Source organism: Shewanella sp. AS1, assembly GCF_021412565.1.
In the GTDB taxonomy this organism is placed as follows: Bacteria; Pseudomonadota; Gammaproteobacteria; order Enterobacterales; family Shewanellaceae; genus Shewanella.
The window spans coordinates 1-26,083 of record NZ_JAKCLJ010000011.1 but is presented as its reverse complement, the minus strand read 5'-3'; the positions used below and the strand labels follow the sequence as shown (position 1 = coordinate 26,083).

Below are 26,083 nucleotides of genomic sequence, written 5' to 3'. Positions count from 1 at the left end.
CTGCAGCGTTTGGCATCTCCTCAATCCAGGGAAGTCAGATGCTCATCAAGGGGATTGGTGTACACTAAGCCAAGGTTTTTGTTGTTTAATGAGAGTAGAGCCTGTTTTGAGCCGTCCCATCTGTCCCAAATGCCACTATCCGCAAACCGCCTGTCTCTGTGATCGCTTAAGGCCGATGTCGACTCGGGTCGAGTGTATCGTGCTGCAAGACCCAAACGAGGTCAAACAGGCGAAAAACAGCGTCAAGCTGATGAGAGCCGTGCTGGATAATTTGCAGATCCATGTGGGAGAAACCCCAGAGGATTTTGCCGAGCTAAGAGGGTATCTTGAGCGGCAGCAAAAGCCTGTGTTCCTGCTGTATCCCTCTGAAGCGAGTCACAACTTAAGTGAGATGCAGGCGCCCAGTGACGCTATCCTGCTTCTGCTGGATGGCACCTGGCGCAAGGCCTATAAACTGCTGCAACTCAACCTCTGGCTGAAGCAATACCCTGGGGTGCATCTTGAACTTGAGCAGGCGACGAATTACACCATACGTAAAGCCAAGCGGGAGGATAGTCTGTCCACGCTTGAGGCCGCCGCTATGGCCATTTCCTGCCTAGATAAACAGTGCGATACCTCGCCTTTAACCGAGGCGTTGGCGGCCTTGGTTGAGCAGCATTTGAGCGCCATGCCAGCTGAGATAAAGCTTAGATATTTAAGCCAAAAATAATTATCTAAACTTGTGATGCACATCGATGTCCTTGGATCAGCTTACGGGGTAGATCACGATATCCGGAGGAAAAATCGGGTTTAATAGACTCAAGTCATCTGGTAACGGGTGGTCAGATAGTAATGCCAGGGTATTGGCCATGCAGGGAGTCAATGCGGCGTTTCGCAACTGGCATTACTATCGGTTAATTCGCTATTCCCCTCTTTACGCTTCTGTTCTATTTATTCTTTTTACAAGATCCCACTGTGTTACTCTGCCAGTGATGCTAGTATCTAGATCTCATTTCGCGTGTCTGACAGATGGATTGCTAAATCTTAGGGGGAAATTATGCTGCGTCTTTATTGTTATCTTACTGTGTTAATTCTTGGTTTTTCATCGATTTTAGTCAGCTCAAGCCCTGTGGCGAAGGAGCATAAAGTGCTGCGCCAAAAGGCCGATGCCGCTGAGGTTATCGCCCATAAAACCGAGCAGGAGCAGCTGGAGAAAGCGCGCCAGGCGGCTAAAGTAACCCAGGCGAGGGAGCAGGCTCTGCTCAAGTCTCAGGGTTCTGGTTGGGAGGAGGCGCAGCGTCAAAAGGCGCAGCAGGATTTTAATCAGCGTCAGAGTCGTGAGGAGAAATACCTGCAAGAGGCTAAGAAAGCCGCTAACCAGGAGCGTAAGCTTCCTAAGCCTTAACCTAAACCAGCTAAGCCTTAATCCAAACCAGCTAGGCCTTGAGTCCTATTCTCAAGGTTTGACCCAGAGGAGTACCCTTGAGTCCTTGCCCTTTATGCCAGAGTCTGGCGCTGTCCCTGTTCCATCGCGACCGACACAGAAGCTATATGAGATGTGGTCACTGCCAGCTGATCTCTGTGCCCGATGAATTTCTGCTTAGCGCCGCCGATGAGAAAGCCTTCTACGATAGACATCAAAATAACAGTGATGATCAGGGCTACCGGCGCTTCTTAGGCCGCACCTGGCAGCCGCTCAGTAGCCGTTTGACACCACAGATGCAGGGACTGGATTTCGGTTGTGGCCCAGGGCCGACCATAAGCGTTATGGCGGCCGAGCAGGGGCTGAAGATGGCGGATTACGATCTCTATTATGCTAATCGCCCCGAGCTGCTTGAGCAGCAATATGATTTTATTACCATGACAGAGGTGATAGAACATGTCGCCGATGCTTTTGCCTTATTACAACAGCTTGATTCCTTGCTAAAACCCGGCGCTATTTTGGCCGTGATGACCAAAAGGGCGCTCGATGAGCAAGCCTTTATCAACTGGCATTATAAGCAGGATCTGACCCATATCCGCTTCTACAGTATCGCCACCTTCGAATGGATTGCCGCCCACTTTAATTGGCAGTTGGAGGTGATAGATAAGGATGTGGTCTTCTTTACCCGCGCCTGATCTGCCATTTGCTTACAAATTTGTACAGTGAATATCACCATAATTCGCTTGATCTTTCCGACCGTTTCCCCTCTTAATAGTTGTCTGTTATAGAGCCTCATTGCGATAGCTTTTCGCTTTGTGGCTCGCTTATGGACTAAGTTAGGGAGCGACAAATGTTGCGAGCAATGAATGCTTTGTGTCTGTTTATCGGAAGCCTGGGGCTTTCGTTTGCAGTGCAGGCGACACAGGCGGAAGATATTAAAAGCTTCACCCTGGAAAATGGAATGAAGATCATGGTGCTGGAGGATGCTTCTATCCCCAATGCCAATATGTATCTGTTTTGGAAGGTGGGATCTCGCAATGAGATGCCCGGTATCACTGGGATCTCTCACTTCTTCGAGCACATGATGTTCAATGGGTCGCAGAAGTACGGACCTAAGATGTTCGACCGCACTATGGAAGCCGCCGGCGGCGCCAATAATGCCTACACCACAGAGAATATGACGGTTTATACCGACTGGTTCCCTGCCAACGCCTTAGAGACTATGTTCGATCTCGAAGCCGATCGTATCGCAAACTTGGATATCAATGCCGATATGGTGGAGAGCGAGCGCGGTGTGGTCGCCTCTGAGCGCATCACTGGCCTTGAAAACTCCAACTGGCGCACCCTGCAGGAGGAGATCAAAGGCGCCGCCTTCAGAGCCCATCCCTACAGCTGGTCTGTGATAGGTCATGAGTCAGATATTGCCGCCTGGACGCTGGAGGATCTGGTGCAATATCACAAGACCTATTACGCCCCCAATAATGCCGTGGTGGTGATTGCCGGAGATGTGAAATTCGATCAGGTTAAGGCCCTGGCGAATCAATATTTCGCGTCCATCCCTGCCCAGGCTCCCCCCAGAGAGGTGAAAACCGTCGAGCCTTTACAAAAGGGCGAGCGACGGGTGTTTGTGCAGAAGGCTTCTGTTAGCACACCGAATGTGATGCTGGCCTACCATGTGCCTGCTACCTCCAGTGACGATTATTACGCGCTGGATCTGCTATCGGCTATTCTCTCTACCGGCAACAGCTCCCGTCTCTATCAGGGGCTGGTGGAGCCTCAGGTGGCTATCGAAGTGGAAACCTATATGCCGATGAGTTTCGACCCCAACCTGTTTTATGTGATGGGTGTCGCCGCGCCTGGGATCACCGCCAAGGAGCTTGAGAAGGGGATGATTGGCGAGATCAAGCGTGTGGCTGTTGAGGGCGTAACACTGCGAGAGCTTGAAAAAGTGAAGAACTTTAAGCTGATGAGCTTCTATCGCACCATGGAAACCATCAATGGCAAGGCCAATACCATAGGCAGTTACGAGCTCTATTTTGGCAGCTATGACAAGCTGTTTAACGCACCAGAAGCCTACAACAAGGTGACGCCTGAGGATATTCAGCGGGTGGCACAGACTTATTTACGCCGCGCCAATCGCACCGTTGCCGTACTGGCCGCAACCGAGGAGGGCGACGAATGAAGCCATTAACTTTTTCACTTAATGCCCTGAGCAGGCTGACATCGCTTGTGTTGATCGCGACCAGCGTGATTTTGTCAGGCTGCGCCGTGCAGGGGCCAGCGGTGAGTATCGATACCGGCAGTTTCAAGATGCCAGCTTATGAAACCTATCAGTTGGACAACGGCCTGACTCTGTATCTGATGCCGCAAAAAGAGGTGCCGCTCATCACTGTTAATGCCGTGGTGCGCGCCGGTGCGGTTAAGGATACCAGTTTTGGTCTCGCCAGCATGACGGCCCAGGGACTCTTGCTGGGCGCCAAGGGTAAGTCCAAATCTGACATAGAGCAGATGGTGGATTTTCTCGGTGCCTCCATAGATGCCAATGCGGGTAAAGAGGGCAGCTATGTCAGTGCCGATTTTATGGCGAAGGACATGGATACCATGCTGCCTTTAGTGCGGGATCTGCTCGTTAGCCCAGATTTCGAGTCTGGCGAGTTTGAAAAGCTGCGTCAGCGGGAGATAGCCGGTCTGGCGCAGGCGAAAGAGAGCCCCCGAAATGTGATTAGCCGCTATTTCGATAAGCAGGTGTTTGGCGATCATCCCTACGGCAATCCTGTCTCGGGCACTCGTACCTCGCTGGAGGAGATGACCCTGTCTCAGTTAAGGGCCTTCCATAAGAGTTATTATCAGCCCGGTAACAGCGCCATCGCCATCGTAGGAGATTTCGATGCGGCAGAGATGAAGCGCAAATTAACCGGATTGTTTGCCGAGTGGAAAAATGGAGAACAACTCAAGACACAGGATCTGACTCAGAATCAGCCCGAGCTGGATAAGAGCCGCGTTCTTTTGGTCAACAAAGGTGATGCCATAGAGACGACCTTCCTGATTGGCGGTAAAGGGATCGCCCGTTCAAACCCCGACTATGTGGGGCTGCAGGTGGTCAACACCATTCTAGGTGGCCGATTTACCTCCTGGCTGAACGATGAGCTCAGGGTAAATGCCGGCCTGACCTATGGTGCCCGCTCAGGCTTCGTGCCTTATTCTCAGGGCGGCGTGTTTAGGATCAGTACTTTCACCAAGACAGCGACCACCAAGGAAGCGATCGATCTGGCCATTAAAACCTATGGCCGTCTCTGGGAGAAGGGGATAGATCAGGCAAGCTTAAACTCTGCTAAGGCCTATGTGAAAGGGCAGTTCCCGCCTAAGTTTGAGACCAATGGTCAGCTGGCGGCGTTACTGTCTGACATGTACCTCTACGGCTTCGATAACGGTTTTATCAATGATTTTCAGATGAAGGTCGATGGCCTGACGCTGGAGGAGAGCCAACGTTTGATCGACAGTTATTTCCCCAAAGATAAGCTGCAATATGTGCTGATTGGCAATGCCGACAAGATTGCCGATATTGCCGCCCAATATGGTGAAGTGAAACGTCTGGAGATTGAAGCCGTGGGCTTCGGTAACTAGTTAGATTTTGTTCAGCGAATAGCAAAAGCCCCTGAGACTCGCATCTCAGGGGCTTTTTAGTTCTTTGCAGATTAGCTTGGGCTCGCTTTAGTTAGAGCGCGCCCTCATAGCCTATCTGACGCCAGGCTTCGTAGCTGATGATGGCCACCGCGTTGGAGAGGTTTAAGCTGCGGCTGTTGGCGGCCATGGGGATCCTCAGTCGCTGCGTGGTCGGCAGAGACTCGATAATTTCCATAGGTAAACCTCGGGTCTCTGGCCCAAACAGCAGCACATCCTCTTTGGCAAAACTCAGTTCGCTATGGGGGCGACTACCCTTGGTGGTGCAGGCCATGATGCGTCTGCCATCCATAGCGGCAAGGAAGCTTGCATAATCTTGATGGCGGGTGACCCGGGCCAGATCCTGATAATCCAGACCTGCGCGGCGCAGTTTTTTCTCTTCTAGATCGAAACCCAATGGCTCAATCAGGTGAAGATGGCAGCCGTTGTTGGCGCAGAGGCGAATGATATTGCCCGTGTTGGGTGCGATTTCTGGTTCATAGAGAGCGATATGGAACATGTGAGTCTGCCTTTGCCAAATGAGGCGCAATTATAGCCGTAATTACAGGTGCAGGGGAAAGATTTGATGCGTGCCAGGATTTTGTCTTGTCGGCGATGGTTTTCGGCTTGATACTTAAACTGGGAAATAGTTACAAATGAAACGGTATTTTCGTGATAAAAATGCAAAGCTGCTTTTTATTAGCTATTTTTTATTACAAGAATAGATAGATGTCTAATTAGTTTACGGTTGAATAGTTTGCGATAGATCGCAAAAATAGCTCTGAAATGGGGCATGAATTTGATGTCTCCTAGGTGAGCTTGCATACTCTGTTGCCGTTAGGTTGCACTGTTTACATTTTGCTCATGTATAGAGTTTTCTCATTTTCAGAGATCTGGGTGACTTGGTTGTTTTATCGCTTTTGGGTAGTGAGTTCCTCTTTGGCGTTTTGGCGGCTTGACCTAATCATTAAAAACGAGACCCTAAGTCGCCTTGTGTAACTCTTTTGAGTCGTCTTTCCTCCTGAGGCTTTGATGGGCCGTCCAGGTGGAAATGGCGCACAGCGTAACTTTACTCGATTGGCCGTTATGGTTTAAGCGGGTGATGTTACAGACTCCTCAGATATAGATATCTGTCTATATTCAACAAAAAAATTGGTTGTATGATGAACATTCTCAAATTTCTTCCCTTGGTGCTGTTAACACCTGCATCACTTTTCACCTCTACTGCTCAGGCTGAGGCCGCAGAAGATGGCATCAATATCTCAGGTACTCTGAGGGTCAATTATGGTTATAAAGACTATGATGAGGTCTCCAAGGATAAGCTGGGTGATTTCACTTTCGACATGGCGGCGATCAAGTTTAACGGCAAGCTAGGTGATTGGGGGATCGCCAGTGAGTATCGTTTCTTAGATGGCTGGAACATGCTGCGTTACGGTTATGGTTTTTATGATGTTAACCCAGAGTGGCAGATTCAGCTGGGTGTGACTCAGGTGCCTTTCGGTAACCCAGGGTTTGCCTCTAACAGCTACTGGTTTGGCGTCCCTTACTATCTTGGTTTCGAAGATGATTACGATCTCGGTGCCAAAGGTGTCTACTCAAGCGGTGCTTGGGGCACTGAAATTGCTGTGTTTAAGAATGCCGAGTATGGCGCATCGCGCAACGAGCGTTACGCCACAGATATCTACACAGGTAATGTTAACGGCACAGATTACTACAACGAGGAAACCAACTCCTTTAACATTCGTCAGACCTATGAGCTGACCTATGAAGGCGGGCGTACCCTGTTTGGTGCATCGGCCATGGTGGGTCAGATCTATAACAGTAATACAGGTAATAATGGCGACCGTTACGCCTTTGCGCTGAGCATGGACAGCAGCTATCAGGGCTGGGGCTTACAACTGCAGGCGATGCAGTATGAATATGATGCCGCCGATGCTGTTGACAGCAACAAGATAGCTATGTCTGTTTACGCCTGGCAATATGAGATTGCATCTAAAGCGCAGGCATACAGCGTCAACCTGACTAAGACGGTGGACTTTGACTGGGGCAATATCAAGTTCTATAACGACCTTGGCATAGTAACGCCCGATGTCGCCGACGACAGTTTCGATACCAGCTATCAAAACATCACAGGCGCAGCCATCTCCTCAGGCCCTATGTATACCATGATCGATTTTATCATGGGCAAAAACATGTACGCTTCGACCCGTGGTACTAACCATGTGGGACTGCCAGAAGTGTATGATGGCTGGGACAAGCGCATTAATATTAACTTTGGTTACTATTTCTAAGCTTTAAGCTCAGCTAAGAATTTACTCAGAGTAAAAAGCCAGCGTCATTGCGCTGGCTTTTTTACATCTGTGGTTAAGGCGCTTTGGTGAAGCGGCAAGTCGCAGGTGACGACCTTTCCCCAGAATCAGCACTTAAGCGGCGGGTAAGCGGATAGTGACGTTTAAGCCGTGGGGCTCAACATTGGTTGCGACTATTTCGCCTTGATGGGAATCGATGGCCGCCTTGGCGATGGCCAGTCCCAGTCCCCAACCGCCGGACTCGCGCTCCCGCGCCGATTGTGGACGATAGAAGGGATCGAATATCGCCTGCAGATCTGTCTCCACTTCGATACCGGGACCATCGTCTATCACTTGGATAACCACCTCATTATCCTTGGGCAATGCCCTGATGGTGATCTCTGTTTGTGCATGACGAATCGCGTTACGCAGTAGGTTTTCTATGGCCCTTGTCAGTGGGCGTGGCGCTATGGGCAGAGTGAGCTGATCGTCAATCTCGATAAAGAGTTTTTTGCCCTTTTGTTCGGCTTCATATTCTACATCGTCAAGCACTTGGCCCAAGGTCTCACTCAGGGATAAGTTGTGTTTGCTCTCATGTAGGTGGAGCTTGGCACGAGACAGCTCCAGCAGCTCATCTATCATGGCTTTGAGCTGCTCGGACTCATAGCTAATACGTTCAAGCTCGCTGGACTCCTGACCCTTTTTGCGGGCAACGGCCAGCGCCAGTTGCAGCCTTGTCAGCGGGGTGCGCAGTTCATGGGAGATGTCGCTGATCAGGCGCTGCTGGCTACAAACCATAGACTGAATCGAGCCCGCCATGGCATTGAAGGCGACCGCCAATTGGCCTATCTCATCGCTACGTTTCGTCGTGCTCTTATCCGCCCTGTGGCTTAAATCGCCCTTGGCAACCGCCTCGACGCTCTGTTTGAGTGAGCGCAGCGGTTTGCCCAAGTGCCAGGCGAGAATACCGCAGAGCAGGCCGGAGAGAACGATGGCCAAAATCAGAGTGAAGACAATATTGTCGGCAAAGAAGAGGAACCAGGGGCGCGGGTGCATCTCGGCGAGTCGCCCGTAGAGGCTATATTTATGGCCTTCCACTGCAAATTCGTGGGGGCCGAAGAGAATTTCATTCTTAAAGTTGTGGCTGATGGGGCGACCGGCATCTTCGGCCAGCAGCATAAAGCGGCGCATCTCGCGAGGCACCCGCTCTGTGTTGATGACTTGCCCTTGTTCATCGACCAGATAGAAACGCACGGGTCGATTGCCGATCTCCTTTATTCTATGCCACCTGTGGCGCCCATCATGGGGTTTTACCAGCTCAGGCTTCTTTTGAATATGTTGTGCGACTCGGACAAGCAGTGCATCTAGCTTTGGCCCTATCTCATTTTCAGTATGATTTTGCTGCAGCAGAGGTAGCAAGCCGACTATGGCAATAATTAAACTGCTGCAGAGCCAGAAGCTCAGCAGCAGTTTGATAAAAATACGGTTAGGTAGGCTTTGGAATTTCATTAAGTTAACCAGATATAGCCCTTACCACGTAAGGTCTTAACCCTTGGGCGTCCATCTGCCCTGTCCGGCAGTTTTTTACGCAGGTTTGAGAGATGCATATCCAGGCTGCGGTCAAATGGCATCAGTTTTTTACCCAGCACATTTTCGCTGAGGCTGTCTTTGCTGAGCACTTCACCGCTGTGTTGTAGCATGTAATAGAGCAGGCTGAATTCAGTGCCGGTAAGGATAAGCAGTTGATCCTGGCAGAATACCTCCTGGCGACTGGGATCCAGCTTGATATCGGCAAACTCGATAATCATGGTGTGCTGTTCATCGGCATGGTTTGCGGTGCGGCGAATAATCGCCTTGATACGGGCCACCAGTTCCCTGTCGTTGAAAGGCTTGGGCAGGTAATCATCGGCACCAATTTCCAGCCCGACAACTCTGTCGATCTCGTCCCCTCGGGCGGTCAGCATCAACACAGGCGTTTGCTTCTTGCTGCGCAGGGCTTTAAGTACCTCGAAACCATTGAGTTTTGGCAGCATGACATCGAGTAAGATCAGGTTAAAGTCCTGCTCCAAGGCCAGAGAGAGTCCGGATTGACCATCGTGGGCTAAGGTTAAGCTGAATCCTTCAAGCTCGAGTAACTGTGCCAACAGTTCGGCCAGACCTAAGTCGTCATCGATTAACAGAATTTGATTCATTTTGTGCCTTATGGTGCTTTTTTTCGATTATACCGCTTCTGGTGTCAATTGCAGTCTATCAATGTAATTCTACGTAAATCTCACTAACTTTACAGAGGTTTACCTAAGGGGCACTCAGGATTACGTTGCAGCGGCTAAGCTATAGTCAAGTTAACTAGATAAGGGTTAACTGTTCGTCATCACTTTGCACCACTGCAAGTAAGAGGCAAATTATGAAAAAGCACATAGTGAAATCCGCCATGCTGGCTCTGATGACCACAAGCCTGATGGCCCCTACCGCGTTTGCCGGTGAACCTACTCCTCAGGATAAGCCCATGCAAGGGCAATATCATAAGGGTCAGCATAAGGGTCACCATGGTTTCATGCATGGCATGTTACGTGGCCTGGATCTGACCGAGCAGCAGAAATCAGAGATCAATAAATTGATGGATGAGAAAAAAGCGGCGCGAAAGGATAAGCGCCTGACGGCTGAGGAGCGCCAGGCCCATAAGGCGCAGATGCTTGAGTTGGTGACCAGTGAGTCGTTCGATGAGGCTAAGGTGCTGGCGGCCATGAAGGAGAGAGAGGCCAAGCGAGAGCTGGGTATGCTGGAGATGATTAAGCTACAGCGCTCTGTCTATCAACTACTGACACCCGAGCAACAGACCCAGTTTAAAGAGAACTTTAACAAACGCGGCATGCGTAAAGGAGATCGCCCATAAAGGCTAACTGAGTTACAATGAAGTCCTATCTCTTCCCCCTACTTTTTACGAGTAGTGATAAGGCTTTATGACACAGACTTCCCAATACGACTTTTGGGTAAAACTGGCTAGCCGCGCCGCAGTGGCTACCGCTTTTACCCTGATCGCCATCAAACTGGCGGCCTGGATCTACTCAGGTTCCGCCAGTATGCTGGCCTCTCTCACCGACTCCTTCGCCGATGCCTTGGCTTCAGTCGTTAATTTCATTGCGATCCGTTATGCGATTGTTCCCGCCGATAATGATCATCGTTATGGTCATGGCAAGGCCGAACCCTTGGCCGCGCTGGCACAGTCTGCCTTTATCATGGGCTCAGCTTTCTTGCTGCTGTTTCATGGCGGGGATCGTCTGATCAATCCAACCCCGGTTAACAATGCCATGTTGGGGATTGTGGTATCCGTCATTGCCATCGTCCTGACCTTCGCGCTGGTGATGCTGCAAAAACGTGCCCTGGCAGCGACCTCAAGCACTGTGGTCGAGGCCGATTCACTGCATTATAAGTCTGATTTGTTGCTCAACGCCTCGGTACTGCTGGCGCTGGTATTGTCCCAGTATGGCTGGTGGTGGGCCGATGGCCTGTTTGCACTGCTGATCGCTTTGTTTATTGGCCAGCAGGCGCTGGATCTTGCCTATCGTTCGGTGCAGTCTCTGCTGGACAGGGAGTTGGATGCCGATACTAAGCTGAAGATAGTGCAAGCGATTGAACAAGATCCTCGTATCAACGGTTTTCATGATCTGCGTACCCGTGAATCGGGTAAGACCAGCTTTGTGCAGTGCCATCTAGAGCTCAACGGCAAGTTGAGCTTGGATGAGGCTCACGCCATCGCCGATGCGGCAGAGGCGCGCATAAGAGATCTGTTCGACGATGTGGAAGTGATAGTGCATCAGGATCCGGTTTAACCCCGCAGCTTCAGTTGCCGCGTACTTGGCTCAGGCTGAGCAGGGCGGTCGCCGCTGGGGTAAGGGGCAGATCTTTTCGCCAAATCAGCGCCAAATCCCAGGTGATGCCGGGCTCCATGGGTTTAAAAACCAGCTTGCTGCTGGCGAGGCGCTGACAGATAGGCTCCGGCAGAATGGCCAGTCCCATATTGGCTTCCACCATGGTTGCGAGAAAATCCCACTGACCACTGCGAAAAGCAATATTCAGTTTTACGCCCGCCTGGTTGCTCAGCTGGGTGATCAGTTTCGCCAGTGAAAACTGTTCGTTATACAGAATGAAAGGATAAGGCGCGAAGTCCTGCCAGCGGATAACCTCTTTTTCACACAACGGATGCCTTTCGGGCAAGCAGACCTGCAGGGGATAACGGCTTAGGGTGTAGTGGGCCAGCTCGTTATCATGGGCTACAGGTAGCGCGGTAAACGCGATATCCAGGCTATTGTTCACTAGGGCTAACTCACAGCTCAACCCACCGCCATATTCGTGCATCTGCAGTTCGATGCCAGGGTAGCGTTGACGAAAGTCGGTCAGCAGGCCAATCAGCAGGCTGCTCATCATGGGGCAGACCCCCAGACGCAGATGACCCGATTTTAAACCGCTCAGGTTGTTGAGCTCCTCCTGCAGCCTGTGCCATTGCCCCAGAATTTCCCGTGCGCTTTGCTCCATTAACTTACCGGCCTGGGTTAGCTCTACTTTCTGGTTATTACGATGCAATAGCTGTTGACCGACATTATCTTCTAAACGTTGAATGATTTTGCTTAGCGTTGGTTGGGTAATAAAACATTTTTCCGCGGCTTTAGTGAAATTTGCGCTCTCAACTAAGGTGAGAAAGTGTTGTAAGTTTCTGATTAAAATATTCATTCTTAAATGGAATTCACTTCATGTCATTTATTCATTTTACTAATTATAGCGGTAATAATACTGTTAAGTGACCAACAGAATGGAGTAAATCATGAGCAGCAATCAAAACATCTGGGTGAGCGCTTTATTACAAGCCGCTATGCCTGTCGCTAAGTCTGAAAAAGAACGACAAGCAGCAACATCAACAAAAAATAACCCAGCCTAAGCTGGGTTATTTTTTTAGTTCATTTCGAGCTCTTTTAGCTTTCTTGTCAGGGTGTTACGCCCCCATCCGAGCCGTTTGGCGGCCTCCTGTTTATGGCCATTGGTATGTTTAAGTGCTGTTTCCAGTAATATCCGCTCGAAGACGGGCTGCACCTCGGTGAGCAGATCGCTTTCTCCCTCGCTGAGGCGCTGATCTATCCATTGGGTGAGCGCCCGTTGCCATGAGCCGCTGGCCTCGGTATTGCCATTGGTTTGCGGCTGGGGAGCCAGGAGTTCAGGAGGCAGGTCTTGAGGTAAGATCTCCTTGCCCGATGCCATTACCATCAGCCAGCGACAGGTGTTTTCCAGTTGCCTCACGTTGCCGGGCCAGGGCAGGCTGGACAGCAGTTCGGCGGTAGCTTTGGTCAGAATTTTAGGCTCGACACTGATCTCTTTGGCGGCAGTGGCTAGGAAGTGGCGCGCCAGTTGGGGGATATCTTCACGTCGTTGCGCCAGGGGCGGCAGATGTACCCGGATCACATTGAGGCGGTGGAACAGATCCTCACGAAAATCCCCTTTGCTGACTAAGGACTCCAGATTCTGGTGTGTAGCCGCAATAATACGCACATCTACCTTTACCGGTGAGTGTCCGCCGACACGGTAAAATTCGCCATCGGCCAGCACCCTGAGCAGGCGAGTCTGAATATCCAGTGGCATATCGCCAATCTCATCAAGAAACAGTGTGCCGCCATCGGCCTGCTCGAACCGTCCCTGACGCACATTCGCCGCGCCGGTAAAGGCGCCTTTCTCGTGGCCGAAGAGTTCAGATTCGATCAACTCTTTGGGGATGGCCGCCATGTTAAGGGCGATAAAGGGTTTCTCTTTGCGCGGGCTGTGTTTATGCAGTGCGCCGGCAACCAGCTCTTTACCCGTACCAGACTGGCCATTAATAAGCACGCTAATGGAGGAGCGCGATAGCCTGCCTATGGCGCGAAACACCTCCTGCATGGCGGGTGCCTCACCAATAATTTCTGGGGCTTTTACCTCGGGTTCGTGTCTCAGTTTGGGTGATTGTTCTTTCGCGTGATTAATGGCGCGCTCCACCAGACCTATCGCCTCATCGATATCGAAAGGTTTAGGCAGATATTCGAAGGCGCCTGCCTGATAGGCGCTAACGGCGCTGTCGAGATCCGAATGAGCCGTCATTATGATGACAGGAATATGGGCATAGTGTAGCTGTAGGCGCTCAAGGAGGGTGAGGCCATCTGTGCCTGGCATTCTGATGTCTGAGATGATCACTTGGGGCTGGCTCTGTTCCAGTGCTTGCCAGAGTGACTCGGCTGCGGCGAAGCTGGCACAGCTTATTTTGGCGCCTTTTAAGGCTCTTTCCAGTACCCAACGAATCGAACTGTCATCATCGAGAACCCAAACTTTTTCTGTCATAGCTTCACTCTCTTCAGTTGAATGCTCATCAATTAATTTGTCACCGGCAGTAGAATGGTAAATTCGGTCTGCCCCACTATAGAGGTGCAGTCGATTCGCCCGCCGTGGAGCCGGGCAAAGTTATGGGCTATGGATAAGCCGAGCCCGGAACCCTGCTCCCGTCCTGTCACCATAGGGTAGAAGAGGGTGTCCATCAGCTCAGGCTTGATGCCCGGGCCGTTATCTATGATGGACAGCGCCAATACCAGTTTGTGACGTTCGGTTCCCAGGGTCACCTGATGCTGAGTGCGGGTCTTGATGCGGATCTCACCGCCTTCTTCCAGTGCCTGTATGGCGTTTTGCACTATATTGAGCACGGCCTGTTGTAGCTGTTCCTGATCCATGGTGATATCGGGAATAGAGGGGTCGTAATCTTGGATCAGCTCGATATTGCCCGGCAGGGTCACCTGCACCAATTTGATCACCTTCTGGATCACTTCATGGATATTATGGATGCTGTGCTCTGTGGGCATTTGCGGCCCCAGCAGGCGATCCACCAAGTTACGCAGGCGATCGGCCTGCTCTATGATGAGGTCGGTAAACTCACGCTGCTCATCATGCTCTAACTCTCTTGCCAGCAGCTGCGCCGCGCCGCGCAGTCCGCCGAGGGGGTTTTTAATCTCATGGGCCAGGTTACGCACCAGGTATTGTGCCGCTTGTTGCTGCGCATCTATGGTGAGCTGTTGCAGTATGCGCCTCTGTTGATCCACCTGACGCAGCTCTAGCAGCCCCTGAGGTTTGGCATCAGTCATGTCTATGGGGGTGAGGGTGATATCGACCGTGTGTTGCTGGCCATCTAAGGTGACTATGGTTGCGGCGTTCACCGTGAGCCCCTGATGCTCTTCGATGGCGGCGATAAGCAGCTCAGAGTCGGCGCTGAGTTCATGATAACAGTCAGTAAATTTGTGTTCGATGAGCCTGTGATTGCCTAGCCCGAGTAGCTGCTCTGCCGCGCTATTGGCATACCCTAAGGTTAAGTCATCATTGATGACCATGACCGCGGTGACTAGGTGGTTGAGCAGAGGCTCTGTATTCATTCACGACTCCAGGAAAATAGTATGCACCATTATGGTGCACCAATTTGGTGCATGGTGCAAGCTATCTTCATCGAGGCAAAACGAATATTACTTTTGTAACCTTTTAAAAAACAATGAAAAACTAGATTTAGTTACTAAACTGTGTCGCCTTGGGGACTGATTTCATGCTTGCTCGATGAAGAAATACGGTTCTTGGCGGAGTAGATGCAAGTTGTTTGCCGTTTTGTTCCAGTGCGTGAATTTGAAAAACATGCTCGCCGCGATCGATATTTTCCAGATTAAAAATGGCACTCGATTGGGCGGCGCCGATCACCTTACCATCCATAGACAGGACCAAGACATGACCTGAGGCCAGCTTAGGGTGTACCTTACCTATGATGGTGATATTACCGTTATTGTCGCGGATAGTTTCCTCTTCGGTCGGGCTGGTGATACTGAGGGTATAAGGCGGCTCTGCGGGTTGAGGGGCTTTAGCCGAAGGGGGTATCACCACAGGGGGTGGCAGCTTCACCTGATTTTCCGTACTGGGCTTAAACTCGACCTGCTGTGAGTTTTCCACTGGAGTATCTGAATAATGCACCTTGCCATCTTTATCGACCCACTTATACACAGTTGCCATGGCAGAGGCCGTCAGCAATAGCAGGGTTAACAACAGAAGGGTTCGCATAAAAGATCCTTGTATTCAGTGGTCTCTCTATCAGATTAGACACTTTTAGCCGAAAAATCATCGACAAAATTGTAAGACAACCCTTAATTGACCGGCAGTTGATGGCGAGAGAAGGTCTGCTTGAGCACCACAGTGGATTCTATGCTGGCGATGCACTTAAGGCTGCCGAGTCGGCGTTTCACAAACCTTTCATATTCCAGCAGATCGTGAGCGACGATTTTCAGTAGATAATCGTGCCCGCCTGTGATCACCGAGCATTCGAGTACCTGCTCAAGCTGGGACATCTCGTGCTCGAATTGATCGGCATGACGGTCGGAATTTTCGCTCAGGCGAATAAAGGCGTAGACCACTACCTTAAGTTGTAGACTGGCGGCGTTGAGTCTGGCGCTGTAGCCATCGATATAGCCGTTTTGCTCCAGTTTTTTAATTCGTCTCAGGCAGGGGGTATCGGACATATTGAGTCGGCTGGCCAGTTCAGCCACTGAGATCCGTCCCTCTTTCTGCAGTATTTCCAGGATTCGTCTGTCTTTACTGTCCAGGGCTTTGCCCTCTTGCGCTTTGATATCCGCAGATTTCATATTCAGCACCGTTTTGGTGAGTGATTATTTTCATTTATAGAGTAAATAATATCGGAAATCACTAATAATCTTCCTATATTGGTCAGATTATAACGATAATAACTCCTTGCTTGGTGTTAGGTTAACCTGTGTGGTCACAAAGCCTAAGGCGCAGACCTTAGCCAATAAAAAGAAATAGAAAGAGTACCCTATGAGTAACAATGTTCAGGCGTTTGATAATTGGATCCGCAACGAGTTTGTCGAGTTAAATTCGGCCTTGGAGCGCAGATATTTACAGCAGGATGATCCTGCCAATGTGGTGGGTATCGGCGATGAATTAAAGCAAGAGTTAGAGCAGCAGGGCCGGGTTTTGATTAAGGCATTGCTCGAAGAGGGCAATACAGACGAAGGGTTCGACAGCGCCTTCGACCTGCTGGGCAATGTGGGCCTCTATATGGCGGCTTGTCGCCGTCACGAGATCACCGAGCCGAGCCGGGAAACAAGCTCACCCTTGCTAGAGGCATCGGCCCTTGCCATGCATATCGGTGCCTCCATAGGTGTGACGCCCCGCTTTGCAACAGCCCACCTTACGACCCATAACAGTGCAGTCAACGGCATCTACAAACGCTTTACCGATCTCGAAGATGAGAAGCTGTTTGTCGATTACAACACCAAAGGGATCTTAGCTTATAAGCGCGCCGCCGATGCGCTGTTGAAAATCCAGCCGTTGGGGATCTCTCATCCGATAGCGGCGGATTTGCTGAATGTGGCGCTGCAAGCGTTGCAGGATGTTATCGACTCCAATAAGACGCTATTCGATAAGCTGGACACAGATATGTTCTTCAACTGTGTCCGCCCCTATTACAAACCCCACAGGGTCGGACAACAGGTGTATCGCGGCGCCAATGCCGGCGACTTTGCCGGGATTAATGTGATCGATCTGCAGTTGGGTCTGTGTTTCGCCAACGAGCAATCCTATTCTCAGCTGCTGGTGGACAAGTTCCTCTATATGATGCCCGAAGATCAGCATATCTTACGGGACTGTATGCGCCGCCCAAGCTTAATGGATGACTTCTTAGGTGCTATGGATTGTCAGGATCAAGCCTGGTATCAAGAAAACCTGCGCCGCTTTATTGCCGTGTGTGAGCGCCACGGCGAAACCGCGATACAGCATCATAACCAATTGGTTGATAAGTATATTACTCAGCCATCCAAGCAGATGGAGCAGCAACATATAGAGAAGGTGACCGCCAGTGGGCCGCCACTGCATGTCTTGCTTAACTCTTTAGAGAAGCTACGTGACAGACGTGCGGCCGCCAAGCGGGATGATATTCGTACCCGTTTCGACGATCTCAATACGCTGAAAGCCAGCCTTACAGATGGAGCAAATTAAATGCAGCAGGATAATTTTATCTTGGCCGATGGCATCTATCTGCTGAATCACTCTGTGGGTCGCCCCTTGAAGAGTAGCGAAGCTGCGTTTCATCAGGCTGTTTTTGCGCCATGGCAAGGTTCGAGCCGTGAGCCATGGGGTGAGTGGTTAGGGGCTATCGACCACTTTACTTCTGGCCTTGCCAAACTCTTTAACAGCAATCAGCGCCAGTTTTGCCCTCAGGTGAACCTCTCCAGCGCATTGACCAAATTGGTCATGTCGCTGCCACGGCTCACCCGCGAGGGCGCCGTGATCTTGATGAGCGAAATCGACTTTCCCAGCATGGGTTTTGCGCTGCGTCAGGCCTTGCCCCATTGCCAGTTACGCTTTATCGCCAGAGAGCTGGATGTGACCGATCCTCAGGTGTGGGCGGATCATCTTAAATCTGATGTGGACTTGGTCTTTATCAGTCACGCCTATTCCAATACCGGGCAGCAGGCGCCCATTGGTGAGGTGATCAAGCTTGCGAAGGCCAATAATAGCCTCTCGATTATCGATGTGGCGCAATCGGCCGGTGTCCTGCCCATAGATTTAACCGCGCTTGCACCCGATTTTATGATTGGTTCAAGCGTTAAATGGCTTTGTGGCGGGCCGGGCGCGGCGTATCTGTGGCTGCATGAAGATCATATTGACGCCTGCCAGCCTAAGGATGTTGGTTGGTTTAGCCATGAGAATCCGTTCGAGTTCGATATTCACCAGTTCCGCTATCACCCCTCGGCGCTTAAGTTCTGGGGCGGTACCCCCTCGGTTGCGCCTTACGCGATAGCCGGTCACAGCATAGACTTCTTCGCTAAGCTGGGTGTAGAAGTGGTGAGACAGCATAACCAGCAGCAGATAGATAAAGTGGCGGCTGTTTTAGGTGAGCAGTTTGTCTCGCCTAGAGCCCATGAGCGGCGCAGCGGCACTATGATTTTGCAGTTTGGTGAGCGACAAGGGGCGGTAATGCAAGCCCTAGAACAGGCTAAGATCAGTGTCGATCAGCGTCAGAGTGGCATACGGGTTTCACCCCATATCTACAACGATGACAGTGATATTGCGAGTTTAATCGAGGTATTACAGCAGTTTGCTTAACAAAAAGGCTTCCCTTGTCTTAGGCAAGGGAAGCCTTTAGCGCGTTATCTCGGCTAAGCTAGCATCTCTCAGGGGCGTTTCCCCTGCTTACTTTTCCCCAGCTTACTTCTTTTCTAGTGTTAGTTCGACGAAGCGCTGCATAATCGCGGCATTGGCCATAACGCGCCGGTCAAAACTTTGCAGCGCCGGGGTTTCGCTACAGACACCGACACTGGCGCCGAGGCGTACCAAGAAGGCTTCGAATGAGGTATCGAAGTGGTTGAAAATAATGCCATCTTCTATAGGACAGTCATCGATTAAGCCATCCTCGGCGATAGGGAAGTATTGCCCTAAAGTGTCACGCAGGGCGCGGCTGAACTTGCCCGGGGTCTGATTGGCCTCGAACGAGTAGATATAGGTGTTTTTCTGCAGCACATCTTCATGGCAGGTCAAGATGCCATTTTTACTGGCCGCCTGCAGCAATTGAGTGTGCTCGATCAGAATTTTACCTTCATTAGAGCTGGTCTCATCTACCTTACCGCGACCATTCTCGACGAAATAGCCTCGATTGGGGTTTTCGCCTGAGTTATTGAATCTATGGCCTTTCTTAAAGCCTGTTGGGTTAGCCAGTGGCAGAAGGCTGATGTTAAGTTGCTGGAACAGCTCAGGCTCAAGTTCATTGAGGAAATAGAGCAATCCCCAGGGGCCGGCAGACTCTTCACCATGAAAACCGGCGCTGATGAGGATTGAAGGTTGCCCCGCTTTCTGCGCCGGAGACTGATAGAAATTAATCGGGTAATCGCCAGTTTGTCCCAGCTTTCTTTCCTGTAATCCCAAGCGAGAAACTTGCTCGGCTAAACGCTCGTAAAAGGTGTCAATATCATTACTGTCACAACTAAAAATATCGCTTTTCCAAGTGAAGCACTCGAAAGGGTTTCGGATCGACATATTGGAGTTCTATTTTAGATTAACGGCCTGTTTATGATAGCAGTTTGTCATTAAAGATAAATATCTTTAAAGCGGCAAAAATCGAATAGTTAAGATGAATTTATACATAAAAAAACCGCCGTGATTTGGCGGTTTTTTTCATTAAGACTGAAGATTACAAACTGTAATAGAGTTCGAACTCAACTGGGTGAGTGGTGCGAGATACTTTTTCTGCCTCGGCCTTTTTCAGCGCGATGTAAGAGTCGATGAAGTCGTTAGAGAATACGCCGCCCTTAGTCAGGAACTCACGGTCTGCATCCAGGTTTTCCAGTGCATTTTCCAGAGAGGTTGCCACTTGTGGGATCTCAGCCGCTTCTTCAGCGGGTAGATCATACAAGTCTTTATCCATGGCATCGCCTGGGTGGATCTTGTTTTGGATACCGTCAAGACCCGCCATCAGCAGCGCTGCGAATGCTAAGTATGGGTTAGCCGTTGGATCTGGGAAGCGAGTCTCGATACGGCGTGCTTTCGGGCTTGGTACCACAGGGATGCGGATAGAAGCAGAGCGGTTACGTGCCGAATATGCCAACATAACAGGCGCTTCGAAGTGTGGTACCAGACGCTTGTATGAGTTAGTGCTTGGGTTAGTGAAAGCGTTCAGCGCGCGAGCGTGCTTGATGATACCGCCTATGTAGTAAAGGGCAGTTTCACTCAGACCCGCGTACTTGTCACCAGAGAACAAGTTAACACCGTCTTTAGCCAGTGATTGGTGAACGTGCATGCCGCTACCGTTGTCGCCAACGATTGGTTTAGGCATGAAAGTCGCTGTCTTGCCATAGGCATGAGCCGTGTTGTGAATCACATATTTAAGGATCTGAATTTCATCGGCTTTGTTAGTTAAAGTGTTAAAACGAGTAGCGATTTCGTTCTGACCCGCTGTAGCCACTTCATGGTGGTGTGCTTCAACAACCTGGCCCATCTCTTCAAGGATAAGACACATGGCGCTACGTAGATCCTGTGAAGAATCGACAGGCGCTACTGGGAAGTAACCGCCTTTCACGAACGGACGGTGACCCGTGTTGCCATCTTCATAGGAAGTTCCTGAGTTCCAAGCCGCTTCTTTGGCATCAAGCTTAACGAAACAGCCTGACATATCTGCACCAAACTTAACGTCGTCGAACAGGAAAAACTCTGGCTCTGGCCCAATCAGCACTGTGTCAGCAATACCGGTAGAGACTAAGTATTCTTCGGCTTTCTTAGCGATAGAGCGTGGGTCACGGTCGTAACCTGTCATAGTGCTAGGCTCTAAAATATCGCAGCGAATAAGGGCAGTAACTTCTTCAGTAAAGGGATCCAAAACGAAAGAAGATGGGTCTGGCATTAATACCATGTCAGACTCGTTGATCCCTTTCCAGCCCGCGATAGAGGAACCATCGAACATCTTACCGTCTTCAAAGAAGTCAGCATCAACTTGATGAGATGGAATAGAAACGTGCTGCTCTTTACCTTTAGTGTCGGTAAAGCGTAGGTCAACAAACTTAACTTCAAACTCTTCGATCTGTTGTAAAACTGATTCAACTGACATGCTTAATTCTCCAAGTAGGTAGAGGGGCTGCCCTGCATTCACTAATTCAAGGTTGCGCTTAGCGCGGCTCTGCACAGTGATAAGCCAGAGTCATGCCAAAGTGTTAACTTATTGATAGCTAGTGGATTGTTTAAATGCGGGGGAAGCGAATGGGCTAGATTTGCACTGTCTTGGTGCGCACATTGCTTTCTTGTGGTGCAATCACCATCTTGGTGCGCACCATGATAAACATGGCTATTCATGGCTGACTAAAAAATAATCCTGTGCGTGAGCCCTCCGCTAGAGTAGAATGACGCGTTTTTTATTGCAATAGCTATTATTAAGGCTATTGCAATATCCTATTTTTTTGATGGTAAGAGGTTTATCCGTGTTAGAGAATTTACGTAACATCGCCATTATTGCACACGTTGACCATGGTAAAACGACCCTGGTTGATAAGTTGCTGGCACAGTCTGGAACCCTTGAGACTCGAGGAGAGGCCGCTGAGCGGGTGATGGATTCCAACGATCTTGAAAAGGAACGTGGGATCACGATTCTGGCGAAAAATACTGCCATCAAGTGGAACGATTACCGTATCAACATCGTTGACACCCCAGGCCACGCCGACTTCGGTGGTGAGGTTGAGCGTGTACTTTCTATGGTTGACTGTGTTCTGCTGCTGGTTGATGCCGTTGATGGCCCAATGCCGCAAACCCGTTTCGTGACCAAGAAAGCCTTCGCTCAAGGCTTAAAGCCAATCGTGGTGATCAACAAGATCGACCGTCCAGGCGCGCGCCCTGATTGGGTAATCGACCAAGTATTCGACCTATTCGACAACTTAGGCGCTACAGACGAACAGCTGGACTTCCCTATCGTGTACGCATCTGCACTGAACGGTTTTGCGACCCTGGACCCAGACGAAGCTGGCGAAGATATGACGCCACTGTTTGAAACTATCGTTGAAAAAGTATCTTCACCTGACGCCGATGCCGAAGGTGCTTTCCAGATGCAGATCTCTCAGCTGGATTACAACTCTTACGTGGGTGTTATCGGCGTGGGTCGCATCAAGCGCGGCAGCGTCAAGGTAAACCAGCAGGTAACTGTGGTTGGTGCCGATGGTAAGACACGTAACGGCAAGGTTGGTCAAGTATTAGGTTACATGGGGTTAGAACGCCACGAAGTGAGTGAGGCTAACGCCGGCGATATCGTGGCGATCACCGGTCTTGGCGAACTGAAGATTTCTGACACAGTTTGTGCGGCTGGCGCGGCAGAAGCGCTGCCACCACTTTCAGTTGACGAACCGACTCTGACCATGACCTTCCAGGTCAACACCTCACCATTTGCGGGTAAAGAAGGTAAATACGTGACCTCACGTAACATCCTTGAGCGTTTGCAACAGGAACTGGTACACAACGTGGCACTGCGTGTGGAAGAGACCGACAGCCCAGATCGTTTCCGTGTATCGGGTCGTGGTGAGCTGCACTTGTCTATCCTGATTGAGAACATGCGCCGCGAAGGCTACGAGTTAGCCGTTTCTCGTCCAGAAGTTATCGTTAAGACTATCGATGGCGAGAAATGCGAGCCTTACGAAACCCTGACTGTGGATGTGGAAGAAGAGCATCAAGGTACAGTGATCGAGAAGCTAGGTATGCGTAAGGCCGACATGCGTGACATGCAGCCAGACGGGAAAGGCCGTGTGCGTATTGACTTTATCATTCCAAGCCGTGGCCTGATCGGTTTCCAAACCGAGTTTATGACAGCCACTTCGGGCACGGGTCTGATCTACCATTCATTCGACCACTATGGTCCAGTGAAAGGTGGCGATATTGGTCAGCGTCAGAACGGCGTGTTGATCTCTAACGCAACGGGTAAAGCACTGACATTCGCTCTGTTCGGTCTGCAGGATCGCGGTCGTCTGATGATAGGTCACGCCGCAGAAGTTTACGAGGGTCAGGTTGTGGGTATTCACTCTCGTGCCAACGACCTGACAGTAAACTGTCTGAAAGGTAAGCAGCTGACTAACATGCGCGCATCGGGTACCGATGAAGCACAGGTATTGACACCACACATTCAGATGACCCTTGAGCAGGCGCTTGAGTTTATCGATGATGACGAGTTGGTAGAAGTAACGCCACTGAGCATTCGTGTGCGTAAGCGTCACCTGACTGAAAACGATCGTAAGCGCGCCAGCCGCGCCTCGAAAGACGCTTAATTGCAAGCATTCGCCAGCTGCACCTTTTAGGTGCGAAGCTCGCGCCAAGCCCTTTAAACTAAGCCCTTTCGACCAAGACCCTTCGATCAAAAGAAGCCCCAAGCAGCAATGCTCGGGGCTTCTTTATTTCTTGTCCTATGGTCTTATGGATAACAGGATATAACAGAGGATGACAGAGCATCATAAGTATTTGTCGGTAGGTTCAGATCACAGCAGTTGCGCCAACAGCTGTTTCATCTCACCCTCATCGAGTGTGATGGGTGAGTTCTTATTGTTGGCCTGACTCACCACAGTAGCGATTTTGTCTGCGCTTAAGCCATGATGCGACAGCCGTCCCAAGGGGGCTGCCCATTGGGAAAATTGTTCGATTGCTTCAAGATCGCTCATCCCCTGCGGAAACAGTATTGCCCGCGCCTGGGAGAATTTTTCCAATGGTGCCTTATCCAGCAATCGGCCAAATACCGGCGCCAACAATAGGCCGCAGGCGGCGCCGTGGGGAATATTGCAGGCGGCGCCTAGTGGCCCAGCCAGCCCGTGAACCGTGCCTAGCCCCGCATTGGCCAGGCTCAGCCCCGACAGGTAGGCCGCAAGCGCAAGCTGTCCCCTAAGCTCAGGCTCCTCATCTGTACCATAAAGATCTTCCCTAAATAATCGGCTGCCCTTGGCAAACAGCTGGATGCCTTGCAGGGCGAGGGCATCGCTTATTGGGGTGGCGGTGGTCGAAACGAAAGATTCCAACAACTGGCAAAAGGCATCCATGGCGCAGGCGAGAGTGATCGAGGCAGGCGTGCCGACACTCAGTTGCGGGTCGATTAAGGCAATGGGCGGAATATAGGCATCGTGACGCAGAGACTTTTTAAATGCGCGCTCCCCCTTTTGGCCTATCACCGCATTCTTAGTCGCCTCGCTGCCCGTACCCGCAGTGGTAGGCACGGCGATGAGCGGCAGCGTTGCGGCGGTCGGTGTTCTACTGCCAACCCCTTCCAGGTAATCCATGACTGAGCCCTGATGACACACAATGGCCGCCACCGCTTTGCCTGCATCCAGCACGCTGCCGCCACCGATGGCAATCACAGCTGTGACCTGTTGCTGTTTAGCAAATTGGGTGAGCGTGTCTATCACCTCGGGTGTCGGCTCGTCGGTCACTAGCTGGTGATGAACAAGAATACCCGCAGCAGCGAATTGGCGCTGCAGCTCACTCCAGATGGCTGTGGTGACAAAATGCCGCCCCGTCAGTATCAATACCGAACCATAGGCGGCCACTAAACCCGGTAATTGGGCTATTTTGCCGTTACCGAAAATCAGTTTAGCGTTACCTAAATGGGTGAATGACTGCATCTTCAATCCTATTACTTGTTCGGGCGAGCTATGGCTTTATAAAGTTAGTTTAACGGGCTTTAGGAGTGAAATCTGCGAGTTGTGAGACGTTAAATCAATTATGCAATATTTAGCTGAGATAGATGCCGTGCAGGTACTGCTTCGACTCGCTGCAAGTACGTCCCTGTAAGCTCTACGACAGCATCTGATGTGAATGGATTCACAAATGCCGTGGTGACGGATGTCAAGGAGCGGCCTTGCTGTCGAAGGTCTCAGCCGCACCTACACCCGTATCTATCATTTCTTCGATTTGAGCTTATGAGTAACTTTTGGACAAAAGCAGTTTTTAAACTTTAACTTGATGGTAAGCTCATTACCTGTGGTGAGCTTACGTGTAGTTACTTCTGAGGCACGCTGTAAACCCATCCGTGGGCGCTCCACGATTTCATCCCTGAAATCGAAGGCCTCAGCCGCACCTACACTCAGCTATCCATCACTTCGATTAAACCTTACGAATATGACTCCGATAATCAGAAGCAAAATAATTTTTGGACAGAAGCGTGTTAGAGTTAATAATCAAAATGCTCCAGCTCACATTACTATAAGTTAGGCTAATTTAAGAGCAACTCTCTTGAAAAAAGCCGTGTTTGTTTTGGAGTAACGTGAATCTTGTTAATGAAAAGGTGAGATAGCCATGGCAAAGCAACAGCTGCATGATAACCGAGGACCAGGGTTTATTTATTTTATCCGAAGCGAAGGCATGGGCAGAGAGAATGAATTTAAAATTGGTCTGTCTGTCGATCCAATACAGCGTTCCAATGAACTTTTTAATACTTCTACGCCTTATCCGATGTATGTTCATCGCGCTGTTCAAGTGCAAGACATGGCTGAAATGGAGCATACCTTCCATACGCTTTATTGGGGCCACAGAATACATCCCGCTCGAGAATGGTTTTACGTGGTGACAGATAGTCAGCTGTATGCTTTAGGTTACGGCTCTTACAGTAACATTAGTGATGAAATGTATACCGAATTTCTCAATATCCACATTGATAGTCTCATAGATGGCTGCCGTGACATTGACCTATATTGCCAAGAAATTGATGTAGGTTACCTCAGTGAAAAGCATCTTGATTCTAAATCATTTTCTCGCTAAAAATATGGCTGTTATGGGGATATTTCCATGCTAGTAATTCTACTAAATTAGTGATCTATCGATTATCTTGGGTATTAAAAACGTCTAATCTGACAGCCAGATTTGCTCGTCCACTACACTATGAATTTAGTTCTGATTCTTCTACCGCCTTTTCAAGCTGCTTGATAAACAAACTATGAGCCTCTTCCAATGTTTGCTCTTTCATTTCCGCTACTCGCTTTCTTATTAACCTCTCTTGATTTTCAGGCTTTTTATACACATATGCAGCATCAGTGTTGATAAATCTACTGTTAATTGTAGTGGTCAACTAAAATTGGCCACGGTTTTGTATTCAAGCCAATATCTTCGCTCTGACTCATTGGGTGTCAGCCCACCGTTATATTGATGTGGTCTCAGCTGACTGTAATACCCCGTCACATAT

The 26,083-nt window shown here is 50.2% G+C and carries 23 protein-coding genes; 12 read left to right on the top strand and 11 right to left on the bottom strand.

All coding sequences use genetic code 11. The features are described from left to right. The first annotated feature begins 106 nt into the window (after positions 1-106). The 5 genes from LZP69_RS13180 to LZP69_RS13160 all read left to right on the top strand — a co-directional run bounded on the left by LZP69_RS13180 (position 107) and on the right by LZP69_RS13160 (position 5,026). Entirely contained in the window at positions 107-709 is a 603-nt protein-coding gene (locus LZP69_RS13180) for a tRNA-uridine aminocarboxypropyltransferase (RefSeq protein WP_234201188.1), read from the top strand. Positions 710-1,036: 327 nt separating this feature from the next. Further along, positions 1,037-1,384, top strand: a complete 348-nt coding sequence (locus tag LZP69_RS13175) for a hypothetical protein (protein WP_234201187.1) — start codon at positions 1,037-1,039, stop codon at positions 1,382-1,384. 77 nt (positions 1,385-1,461) lie between these two features. Beyond that, positions 1,462-2,097: a class I SAM-dependent methyltransferase gene (locus LZP69_RS13170; RefSeq protein WP_234201186.1), complete on the top strand. Its 636-nt coding sequence runs from the start codon at positions 1,462-1,464 to the stop codon at positions 2,095-2,097. A gap of 155 nt (positions 2,098-2,252) precedes the next feature. Then, positions 2,253-3,584: a M16 family metallopeptidase gene (locus tag LZP69_RS13165; RefSeq protein ID WP_234201185.1), complete on the top strand. Its 1,332-nt coding sequence runs from the start codon at positions 2,253-2,255 to the stop codon at positions 3,582-3,584. After that, on the top strand, positions 3,581-5,026 hold the full coding sequence (locus LZP69_RS13160; protein ID WP_234201183.1) for a M16 family metallopeptidase: 1,446 nt from the start codon (positions 3,581-3,583) through the stop codon (positions 5,024-5,026). The genes LZP69_RS13165 and LZP69_RS13160 overlap by 4 nt, the downstream gene beginning before the upstream one ends. A gap of 91 nt (positions 5,027-5,117) precedes the next feature. On the opposite strand, the gene trmL is transcribed toward LZP69_RS13160, so the two are convergent. After that, positions 5,118-5,582 carry a tRNA (uridine(34)/cytosine(34)/5-carboxymethylaminomethyluridine(34)-2'-O)-methyltransferase TrmL gene (trmL, locus tag LZP69_RS13155; RefSeq protein WP_234201181.1) on the bottom strand — a complete coding sequence of 155 codons (465 nt, stop codon included), beginning with the start codon at positions 5,580-5,582 and terminating at the stop codon, positions 5,118-5,120. A 640-nt stretch (positions 5,583-6,222) separates the two neighbouring features. Here trmL and LZP69_RS13150 point away from each other — a divergent pair. Then, positions 6,223-7,353 carry a hypothetical protein gene (locus tag LZP69_RS13150; RefSeq protein ID WP_234201179.1) on the top strand — a complete coding sequence of 377 codons (1,131 nt, stop codon included), beginning with the start codon at positions 6,223-6,225 and terminating at the stop codon, positions 7,351-7,353. A gap of 132 nt (positions 7,354-7,485) precedes the next feature. On the opposite strand, the gene LZP69_RS13145 is transcribed toward LZP69_RS13150, so the two are convergent. Together LZP69_RS13145 and LZP69_RS13140 are read right to left on the bottom strand one after the other, a co-directional pair. Next, positions 7,486-8,859, bottom strand: coding sequence for an ATP-binding protein (locus LZP69_RS13145; RefSeq protein ID WP_234201177.1), 1,374 nt, complete (start codon positions 8,857-8,859; stop codon positions 7,486-7,488). Next, positions 8,859-9,542 carry a response regulator gene (locus LZP69_RS13140; RefSeq protein ID WP_234201176.1) on the bottom strand — a complete coding sequence of 228 codons (684 nt, stop codon included), beginning with the start codon at positions 9,540-9,542 and terminating at the stop codon, positions 8,859-8,861. Before LZP69_RS13140 ends, LZP69_RS13145 begins: the two co-directional genes overlap by 1 nt. A 212-nt stretch (positions 9,543-9,754) precedes the next feature. Here LZP69_RS13140 and LZP69_RS13135 point away from each other — a divergent pair, with 212 nt between their 5' ends. Both LZP69_RS13135 and fieF read left to right on the top strand, forming a co-directional pair. Beyond that, positions 9,755-10,243, top strand: coding sequence for a Spy/CpxP family protein refolding chaperone (locus LZP69_RS13135; RefSeq protein ID WP_234201174.1), 489 nt, complete (start codon positions 9,755-9,757; stop codon positions 10,241-10,243). Positions 10,244-10,310: 67 nt separating this feature from the next. Further along, positions 10,311-11,180 carry a cation efflux pump FieF gene (gene fieF, locus LZP69_RS13130; RefSeq protein ID WP_234201172.1) on the top strand — a complete coding sequence of 290 codons (870 nt, stop codon included), beginning with the start codon at positions 10,311-10,313 and terminating at the stop codon, positions 11,178-11,180. 10 nt (positions 11,181-11,190) lie between these two features. Here the strand turns inward: fieF and LZP69_RS13125 are convergent, their stop codons facing one another. From LZP69_RS13125 to LZP69_RS13105, 5 genes are all read right to left on the bottom strand, one after another. Continuing rightward, positions 11,191-12,078, bottom strand: a complete 888-nt coding sequence (locus tag LZP69_RS13125) for a LysR family transcriptional regulator (protein ID WP_234201170.1) — start codon at positions 12,076-12,078, stop codon at positions 11,191-11,193. Between the two features lie 219 nt (positions 12,079-12,297). After that, positions 12,298-13,704 carry a nitrogen regulation protein NR(I) gene (glnG, locus tag LZP69_RS13120; protein WP_234201168.1) on the bottom strand — a complete coding sequence of 469 codons (1,407 nt, stop codon included), beginning with the start codon at positions 13,702-13,704 and terminating at the stop codon, positions 12,298-12,300. Between the two features lie 32 nt (positions 13,705-13,736). Further along, the gene (glnL, locus tag LZP69_RS13115; RefSeq protein WP_234201167.1) at positions 13,737-14,780 is read right to left on the bottom strand and encodes a nitrogen regulation protein NR(II); all 1,044 of its coding nucleotides are present in this window, start codon (positions 14,778-14,780) and stop codon (positions 13,737-13,739) included. A 127-nt stretch (positions 14,781-14,907) separates the two neighbouring features. Further along, a complete protein-coding gene (locus tag LZP69_RS13110) occupies positions 14,908-15,447 on the bottom strand; it encodes a DUF4124 domain-containing protein (RefSeq protein ID WP_234201166.1) in 540 nt (179 codons plus the stop codon). A gap of 83 nt (positions 15,448-15,530) precedes the next feature. Continuing rightward, positions 15,531-16,025 (bottom strand): Lrp/AsnC family transcriptional regulator, encoded by a 495-nt coding sequence (locus LZP69_RS13105; RefSeq protein WP_234201165.1) that lies wholly within the window; start codon positions 16,023-16,025, stop codon positions 15,531-15,533. A 190-nt stretch (positions 16,026-16,215) separates the two neighbouring features. Between LZP69_RS13105 and LZP69_RS13100 the strand changes: the two genes are divergently transcribed. Further along, positions 16,216-17,397 (top strand): PrnB family protein, encoded by a 1,182-nt coding sequence (locus tag LZP69_RS13100; RefSeq protein ID WP_234201164.1) that lies wholly within the window; start codon positions 16,216-16,218, stop codon positions 17,395-17,397. Further along, positions 17,398-18,507, top strand: a complete 1,110-nt coding sequence (locus LZP69_RS13095; RefSeq protein WP_234201163.1) for an aminotransferase class V-fold PLP-dependent enzyme — start codon at positions 17,398-17,400, stop codon at positions 18,505-18,507. A 102-nt stretch (positions 18,508-18,609) separates the two neighbouring features. On the opposite strand, the gene LZP69_RS13090 is transcribed toward LZP69_RS13095, so the two are convergent. Next, complete coding sequence (locus tag LZP69_RS13090) at positions 18,610-19,434, bottom strand: N-acetyl-ornithine deacetylase (RefSeq protein ID WP_234201162.1); 825 nt, start codon at positions 19,432-19,434, stop codon at positions 18,610-18,612. Positions 19,435-19,588: 154 nt separating this feature from the next. Then, positions 19,589-20,998 carry a glutamate--ammonia ligase gene (gene glnA / locus LZP69_RS13085; RefSeq protein ID WP_234201161.1) on the bottom strand — a complete coding sequence of 470 codons (1,410 nt, stop codon included), beginning with the start codon at positions 20,996-20,998 and terminating at the stop codon, positions 19,589-19,591. 367 nt (positions 20,999-21,365) lie between these two features. Here glnA and typA point away from each other — a divergent pair, with 367 nt between their 5' ends. Further along, the gene (gene typA, locus LZP69_RS13080; RefSeq protein ID WP_234201159.1) at positions 21,366-23,189 is read left to right on the top strand and encodes a translational GTPase TypA; all 1,824 of its coding nucleotides are present in this window, start codon (positions 21,366-21,368) and stop codon (positions 23,187-23,189) included. A 207-nt stretch (positions 23,190-23,396) separates the two neighbouring features. On the opposite strand, the gene LZP69_RS13075 is transcribed toward typA, so the two are convergent. Beyond that, positions 23,397-24,527, bottom strand: a complete 1,131-nt coding sequence (locus LZP69_RS13075) for an iron-containing alcohol dehydrogenase (protein WP_234201157.1) — start codon at positions 24,525-24,527, stop codon at positions 23,397-23,399. 673 nt (positions 24,528-25,200) lie between these two features. Between LZP69_RS13075 and LZP69_RS13070 the strand changes: the two genes are divergently transcribed. Further along, the gene (locus LZP69_RS13070; RefSeq protein ID WP_234201155.1) at positions 25,201-25,662 is read left to right on the top strand and encodes a GIY-YIG nuclease family protein; all 462 of its coding nucleotides are present in this window, start codon (positions 25,201-25,203) and stop codon (positions 25,660-25,662) included. Positions 25,663-26,083: the final 421 nt, after the last annotated feature.

Excerpts from the sequence above, each read along its gene's own strand:
- fieF (WP_234201172.1), top strand. The coding sequence starts at position 10,311 with ATGACACAGACTTCCCAATACGACTTTTGGGTAAAACTGGCTAGCCGC.
- LZP69_RS13150 (WP_234201179.1), top strand. The coding sequence starts at position 6,223 with ATGATGAACATTCTCAAATTTCTTCCCTTGGTGCTGTTAACACCTGCA.
- glnL (WP_234201167.1), bottom strand. The coding sequence starts at position 14,780 with ATGAATACAGAGCCTCTGCTCAACCACCTAGTCACCGCGGTCATGGTC.
- LZP69_RS13125 (WP_234201170.1), bottom strand. The coding sequence starts at position 12,078 with ATGAATATTTTAATCAGAAACTTACAACACTTTCTCACCTTAGTTGAG.
- LZP69_RS13095 (WP_234201163.1), top strand. The coding sequence starts at position 17,398 with ATGCAGCAGGATAATTTTATCTTGGCCGATGGCATCTATCTGCTGAAT.
- LZP69_RS13140 (WP_234201176.1), bottom strand. The coding sequence starts at position 9,542 with ATGAATCAAATTCTGTTAATCGATGACGACTTAGGTCTGGCCGAACTG.
- LZP69_RS13070 (WP_234201155.1), top strand. The coding sequence starts at position 25,201 with ATGGCAAAGCAACAGCTGCATGATAACCGAGGACCAGGGTTTATTTAT.
- LZP69_RS13165 (WP_234201185.1), top strand. The coding sequence starts at position 2,253 with ATGTTGCGAGCAATGAATGCTTTGTGTCTGTTTATCGGAAGCCTGGGG.
- LZP69_RS13110 (WP_234201166.1), bottom strand. The coding sequence starts at position 15,447 with ATGCGAACCCTTCTGTTGTTAACCCTGCTATTGCTGACGGCCTCTGCC.
- LZP69_RS13145 (WP_234201177.1), bottom strand. The coding sequence starts at position 8,859 with ATGAAATTCCAAAGCCTACCTAACCGTATTTTTATCAAACTGCTGCTG.
- trmL (WP_234201181.1), bottom strand. The coding sequence starts at position 5,582 with ATGTTCCATATCGCTCTCTATGAACCAGAAATCGCACCCAACACGGGC.
- LZP69_RS13175 (WP_234201187.1), top strand. The coding sequence starts at position 1,037 with ATGCTGCGTCTTTATTGTTATCTTACTGTGTTAATTCTTGGTTTTTCA.
- LZP69_RS13105 (WP_234201165.1), bottom strand. The coding sequence starts at position 16,025 with ATGAAATCTGCGGATATCAAAGCGCAAGAGGGCAAAGCCCTGGACAGT.
- LZP69_RS13090 (WP_234201162.1), bottom strand. The coding sequence starts at position 19,434 with ATGTCGATCCGAAACCCTTTCGAGTGCTTCACTTGGAAAAGCGATATT.
- LZP69_RS13075 (WP_234201157.1), bottom strand. The coding sequence starts at position 24,527 with ATGCAGTCATTCACCCATTTAGGTAACGCTAAACTGATTTTCGGTAAC.
- glnA (WP_234201161.1), bottom strand. The coding sequence starts at position 20,998 with ATGTCAGTTGAATCAGTTTTACAACAGATCGAAGAGTTTGAAGTTAAG.
- LZP69_RS13160 (WP_234201183.1), top strand. The coding sequence starts at position 3,581 with ATGAAGCCATTAACTTTTTCACTTAATGCCCTGAGCAGGCTGACATCG.
- glnG (WP_234201168.1), bottom strand. The coding sequence starts at position 13,704 with ATGACAGAAAAAGTTTGGGTTCTCGATGATGACAGTTCGATTCGTTGG.
- LZP69_RS13135 (WP_234201174.1), top strand. The coding sequence starts at position 9,755 with ATGAAAAAGCACATAGTGAAATCCGCCATGCTGGCTCTGATGACCACA.
- LZP69_RS13100 (WP_234201164.1), top strand. The coding sequence starts at position 16,216 with ATGAGTAACAATGTTCAGGCGTTTGATAATTGGATCCGCAACGAGTTT.